Below are 5,184 nucleotides of genomic sequence, written 5' to 3' on the forward strand. Positions count from 1 at the left end.
GGCATTGGCGGGTTGGGTGCGGGCCAGGAGAAAATGCTTTCAACACGTTATTTCAGTGCATTATCAGCCACGAGCGGCACGCGGCCTGTGCCGGTGTGCGAGTGCTTCGTACGAGGCGGCGAGCGCGGGCGCGGCCGATTCGTACGTGCGCTGGGCGACCCCCACGAACAGGCAGTCCACCAGCAGGAGCTGGCCGGTCCTGCTGGACATCGCGGCCGGCCGCAGCTCGCTCTCGCGCGAGCTGGAGCTGGTCAGCACGATGTCGGCCCACTGGGTGACGGGGCCGTCCGGGCGACCGCTGACCGCGATGGTGGTCGCGCCCCGGTCGAAGGCGGCCCGCAGCGGCTCGATCACGTCGTGCGTGCTGCCCGAGTGGGTGATCGCGATCGCGACGTCGCCGGGCCGCAGCTGTACGGCGTTGGTCACCGCCAGGTGCGGGTCGGTGTGCGCGTGCGCGATCAGCCCGATCCGCAGCAGCTTCTGCGCCAGGTCCTGGCCGACGAGGCCGGACGCGGCGATCCCGTACACATCCGTCCTGCGCGCGCCGGCCAGCGCGGTCACCGCCGCCTCCAGCTGCGCCATGTCCAGCTGGGCGGCGGTGTCGGCAAGGGCCTGCTGTTCCTCCAGGGCGAGTTTGGCGACGACGTCGGCGAGCGGGTCGTCCACCGCGATGTCCGCGGTCACCACGGGCGGCGCCCCCGCGGCCTGCTGGGCGGCGAGCGCGGCCAGCGCCAGCCGCAGGTCGCGGTAGCCGGGATAGCCCAGCAGCCGGGCGGTGCGCACGACGGTGGCCTCGCTGGTGCCCGTACGGATCGCGAGCGCGGTCACGGTCTGCTGGGCGCAGCCGGCCGGATCGCCCGCGACGGCTTCCGCGACCCGCTGCATCGAGCGGGTCATGGACGGCGCGAGCGTACGGACCTTGGCGGCGAGCGCCCCCGGGTCGGGGGGTGCGACGGGTATGACGGGCGCGTCCGCGGCGCCGCGGAGGGGGCGGGCGCCCGGAGGGAAATTTTCCTTCACGCTGTGGGTCACTTGATGAAAGGTATTTTCATGCCACGGGCATCGTCAAGGGACTTTTCGGCGCCCTGCGGCCCCCGGACGTCCTGTTTCGCGGCGCTGCGGGTCCCGCCGGGCCCCTGGGACAATGGACCTCATGGAAGAACCCGCAGAGGCGGTGCTGCACACCGCCCGTGCCCTCGTACTGGCCGACCTCACCGCCCGCGACGTCGCGGGCCCCGCCGTCGTCTCCCTGGTCGAGGACGCGGTCGCCGACCGCCGCTGGTGGCTCGACCAGTGGCCGGACGGCGCCGACTTCGTACCCGGACTGGTCGCCCAGGACGTCCAGGACGCCCTGCTGGAGACGTACGGCCGCTGGCCGCTGTGCCCGTACTGCGAGGAGCCGCACGCGCTGGCCGTCGAGCCCGAGCTGGGCGCGGACCCGCACTGGGTGTGCGAGGCCATCGGCGAGGCGGTCGCGCCGGTCGGCGGTCTCGGCGGGCAGGCCGGCGGTCTCGGCGGCCAGGGCCGCGGGGCGGCCGGGTGACCGTCTACCTCGACCCGCCGACCTGGCCGGGCCACGGCCGCCTGTGGTCCCACCTGGTCAGCGACGCCTCCTACGCCGAGCTGCACACCTTCGCCGCCCGCCTCGGCGCCCCGCCCCGCGCCTTCGAGCGCGACCACTACGACATACCGGCCGAGCGCTACGCCGACGCGGTGCGGCTCGGCGCCGTCGAGATCGGCAGCAGGGAACTGGTCAGGCGGCTGACGGAGGCGGGCCTGCGGCGCCGCAAGTACGCGCCGGGCCGCGCCGCCGGCTGACCGCGCCGGGGGCGGTCAGGCCTCCAGCAGCTCCAGTTCGGTCGTGAGGTTGCGGCGGGCGGTGCGCTCCCAGCGCTCCTGGCCGTACGGGGTGCGGAAGAGGTGGGGGAGGGCCAGCAGCTGGCGCAGGACGCCCGCACGTCCCGCGCGGAAGTCCGGGTCGGGCACGAAGGCGTACTCCTCGCGGACGGCGGCGGCGTAGGCCGCGTAGGAGGCCGGGTCGCCGGCCAGCACGGCGAGGTCGGCGTCGCAGAGCACCTCGCCGTCGGCGTCGCCGGGCGCGGGGTCGTGGGTGATCGTGAGGCGGACCAGCCGGACGACCTCGTCCGTACGGTCGGCGGTGACGCCCGCCTCGCGCAGGGCCCGGCGGGCGAGGTCGGCGCTGCGCTCCTCGTTCTCGCTGCGGTCGGGGCGGTAGACGGCGTCGTGGAACCAGGCGGCCAGCGCGACCGTGTCGGGGTCGTCGGCGTAGGCGGTCAACTCGGTGGCGCGGGCCAGCACGTCGCCCAGGTGGTCGAGCGTGTGGTACCGCCGCTGCGGTTCGCCCCAGCGTTCCAGCAGGTCGCGCCCGTACGGCACCGGGTCGGGGGCGTCGTCGGGGGCTGCGCTCTGGCAGCGGCGCAGCAGCTCGGTCCACTCGGCGAGCAGGGCGTCGTAGCGGTGGTGGGCGGCGGCCCTGGTGTGAGGCATGCGGGCCATTGTGGCGGAATGGTGAAAGCGGCCCAGGTGCGGGGTGTCCGGCGCGGCGTCACGGTCGCCGGGCGGCCCCGGCTGTTACGGCACGAGCGTGCGCTCCAGCCGCCGCAGCGCCACCACCAGGGCCGCGGACCCGAACGCCAGCAGATAGAGCGCGGCGAAGCCGACCCCGGCGTCCATGACGCCGAGTGACGGCTCCCGGATCAGCTCGATGCTCTGGTACAGCGGCAGGCACTCCACCGCGATCTGCACCGGACGGGCGTACACGCCCAGCGGGTAGAAGGTCGTCGCGAACAGGAACATCGGCAGCATCACCAGCTGGATCAGCTGGAAGTCCTGCCAGCTGCGGACGTACGTGACGACCGCCAGGCCCGTCGCGGCGAAGGCGAAGGCGATCAGCAGCGCGCCCGGCAGGATCAGCAGCGCCCACAGCGAGTGCACCAGGCCGAAGGCGGCCACGGCCGCGCCGAAGACGACCGTGACGGCGGTGCCGCGCAGCAGCGCCCAGGCGACCTCGCCGAGCGCGACATCGCGGATCCGCAGCGGGGTGGCGAGGACCGAGTCGTAGGTGTGCAGCATCCTGAGCTTGCCGTAGATGTTGAACGTCGTCTCGTTCATGGCGCCGTTCATCGCCGCGGTGGCCAGCAGCGCGGGCGCGACGAAGTCGACGTAGCCGACCGACGGGTCGCCGAGCCCCGGGACATGGCCGACGAGCGCGCCGATGCCCAGGCCCATCGACAGCAGGTACAGCACCGGTTCGAAGATCTCGGCCAGCAGCAGGTACCAGGTGTGGCGGTAGATGACGAGGTTGCGCTCGACCAGGGCGGCGGGACCTGCCACGGCCGGGGAACTCCACAACGCGCTGAGCACGGCGGTCCTTTCAGCGGTTCAGCCGCCGGACGTACGCCCGGCGGGCCGCCCACACTCCGGCGGCGGTCAGTGCGAGCAGATAGCCGATGTGCACGGCGGTGGCCCCCGGTTGCGCGTCGCCCAGGGCGACCGCCCGGGTCAGCGCCACGCCCTGGTAGAGCGGCGTGCAGGCGGCCACCGCCCGCAGCCAGTGCGGGAGTTGACCGATGGGGAAGAAGGTGCCGGAGAACATGTAGAGCGGCATCACCACGAAGCGGTAGAGCCCGTTGAGGCGGCTCTGCCGGTCCACGGTCACCGCCCAGGCCATCAGCGGGGCCGCGAAGGCCGTACCGGTCAGCAGGACCGGTCCGGCGGCGAGGGCCGCCCGTGCCGGGCCGACCACCCCGAAGGCCACGACCACCGCCAGGAAGAGCACCCCGCTGAGCAGGACCCGGAAGGCCACGAAGAGCAGATGCCCGGCCAGGATGTCGGCGGGGCGCATCGGAGTGGCCGCGGCGGCCGGGTAGTTGCCGCGGCTGCGGGACGACTGGAAGACGGGGAAGGCGCCTTCGATGAAGCCGTTCTGCATCGCGGAGGCTGCGAGCAGGCCCGGGGCGAGGAAGTCCAGGTAAGGCGTCCCCGCGAGGTGGCCGCTGTGGTTGGCGTCCACCAGCTTGCCCAGGCCCGCGCCCATCGCGGCCAGGAAGAGCAGCGGGTTGGCCACGCTCATCACCACGGTGCCGCGCCAGACGCGGCGGTAGCGGCGCATCCAGTAGCCGAACTCCCGCAGCGCGGGCACCCGGGCGACCAATGTGTCGAGCTGTGCGGTGGCGGCGGTCGTCATCTCAGTCCACCAGCGTCCGGCCGGTGAGGGTGAGGAAGACGTCCTCAAGGCCGGCCCGCCGCACCAGCGCGGTCAGCGGCTCGACTCCGCCGCGGTGCACGGCGGCGAGCGCGTCCTCGCCGTCGTCGGCGTAGACCAGCAGCCGGTCGGGCAGCGCTTCGAGGCGGTCGCCGATGCCGCCGAGCCGTGCGGCGACGTCCTGCTGGCGGTCGGGCGGGAAGCGCAGCTCCAGCACCTCGCGGGTGCAGTGCCGGGCTATCAGCTCCGCCGGGCTGCCCTCCGCGACGATCCGCCCGTGGTCCATCACCACGATCCGGTCGCACAACTGCTCGGCCTCGTCCATGTAGTGCGTGGTCAGCAGCAGCGTCACGCCCTGCTGCTTGAGCCGGAAGAGCCGCTCCCAGAGCAGATGCCTGGCCTGCGGGTCGAGCCCGGTCGTCGGCTCGTCGAGCAGCAGGATGTCCGGCCTGTTGATGAGCGAGCGGGCGATCGTCAGCCGCCGCCGCATCCCGCCCGACAGCGCCTCCACCTGCTCGTCCGCCTTGTCCGCGAGCCGAGCGAAGTCCAGCAGCTGTGCGGCGCGTTCGCGGATGACGGCGCGCGGAAAGCCGAAGTAGCGCCCGTAGACGAGCAGGTTCTCGCGGACGGTCAGCTCCGTGTCGAGCGTGTCGTCCTGCGGTACGGAGCCGAGGCGGGCGCGGATCGCGGGGCCGTCGGCGGCCGGGTCCATGCCCAGCACGCGCAGCCAGCCGCCCGACACCGGGGAGACGGCGGCGATCATGCGCATCGTCGTGGACTTTCCGGCGCCGTTCGGGCCGAGGAAGCCGAAGGCCTCGCCGCGGTGGACGGTGAAGTCGATGCCGGCGACGGCTTCGGTCGGGGCGCCGGCGCCCCGCGGGGTGTGCACCTTGCGCAGGCCGGCCGCCTCGATCAACGGGCCGCCGTCCGCGCCCTCCTGCCCCCTCGCGCCCTGCGGC

At 73.6% G+C, this 5,184-nt stretch carries 7 protein-coding genes; 2 read left to right on the forward strand and 5 right to left on the reverse strand.

The annotated features are described in order from the left end of the window. Positions 1-63 precede the first annotated feature (63 nt). The gene (locus V7E46_RS32230) at positions 64-1,032 is read right to left on the reverse strand and encodes a MurR/RpiR family transcriptional regulator (RefSeq protein ID WP_443054416.1); all 969 of its coding nucleotides are present in this window, start codon (positions 1,030-1,032) and stop codon (positions 64-66) included. Between the two features lie 121 nt (positions 1,033-1,153). Here V7E46_RS32230 and V7E46_RS32235 point away from each other — a divergent pair, with 121 nt between their 5' ends. Continuing rightward, complete coding sequence (locus V7E46_RS32235; RefSeq protein ID WP_329178149.1) at positions 1,154-1,543, forward strand: hypothetical protein; 390 nt, start codon at positions 1,154-1,156, stop codon at positions 1,541-1,543. Next, positions 1,540-1,818: a DUF4031 domain-containing protein gene (locus V7E46_RS32240; protein WP_333771723.1), complete on the forward strand. Its 279-nt coding sequence runs from the start codon at positions 1,540-1,542 to the stop codon at positions 1,816-1,818. Before V7E46_RS32235 ends, V7E46_RS32240 begins: the two co-directional genes overlap by 4 nt. A 15-nt stretch (positions 1,819-1,833) precedes the next feature. Here V7E46_RS32240 and V7E46_RS32245 read toward each other — a convergent pair whose 3' ends face one another. The 4 genes from V7E46_RS32245 to V7E46_RS32260 all read right to left on the reverse strand — a co-directional run bounded on the left by V7E46_RS32245 (position 1,834) and on the right by V7E46_RS32260 (position 5,114). Next, the gene (locus V7E46_RS32245) at positions 1,834-2,508 is read right to left on the reverse strand and encodes an HD domain-containing protein (protein WP_333771724.1); all 675 of its coding nucleotides are present in this window, start codon (positions 2,506-2,508) and stop codon (positions 1,834-1,836) included. An 84-nt stretch (positions 2,509-2,592) separates the two neighbouring features. Beyond that, entirely contained in the window at positions 2,593-3,354 is a 762-nt protein-coding gene (locus V7E46_RS32250) for an ABC transporter permease (RefSeq protein WP_333771725.1), read from the reverse strand. Positions 3,355-3,394: 40 nt separating this feature from the next. Beyond that, positions 3,395-4,207 carry an ABC transporter permease gene (locus V7E46_RS32255; RefSeq protein ID WP_333771726.1) on the reverse strand — a complete coding sequence of 271 codons (813 nt, stop codon included), beginning with the start codon at positions 4,205-4,207 and terminating at the stop codon, positions 3,395-3,397. A gap of 1 nt (position 4,208) precedes the next feature. After that, positions 4,209-5,114, reverse strand: a complete 906-nt coding sequence (locus V7E46_RS32260) for an ABC transporter ATP-binding protein (protein WP_333771728.1) — start codon at positions 5,112-5,114, stop codon at positions 4,209-4,211. Positions 5,115-5,184: the final 70 nt, after the last annotated feature.

Origin of the sequence: Streptomyces sp. IBSBF 2435 (assembly GCF_036815005.1) — a bacterium.
GTDB lineage: Bacteria > Actinomycetota > Actinomycetes > Streptomycetales > Streptomycetaceae > Actinacidiphila.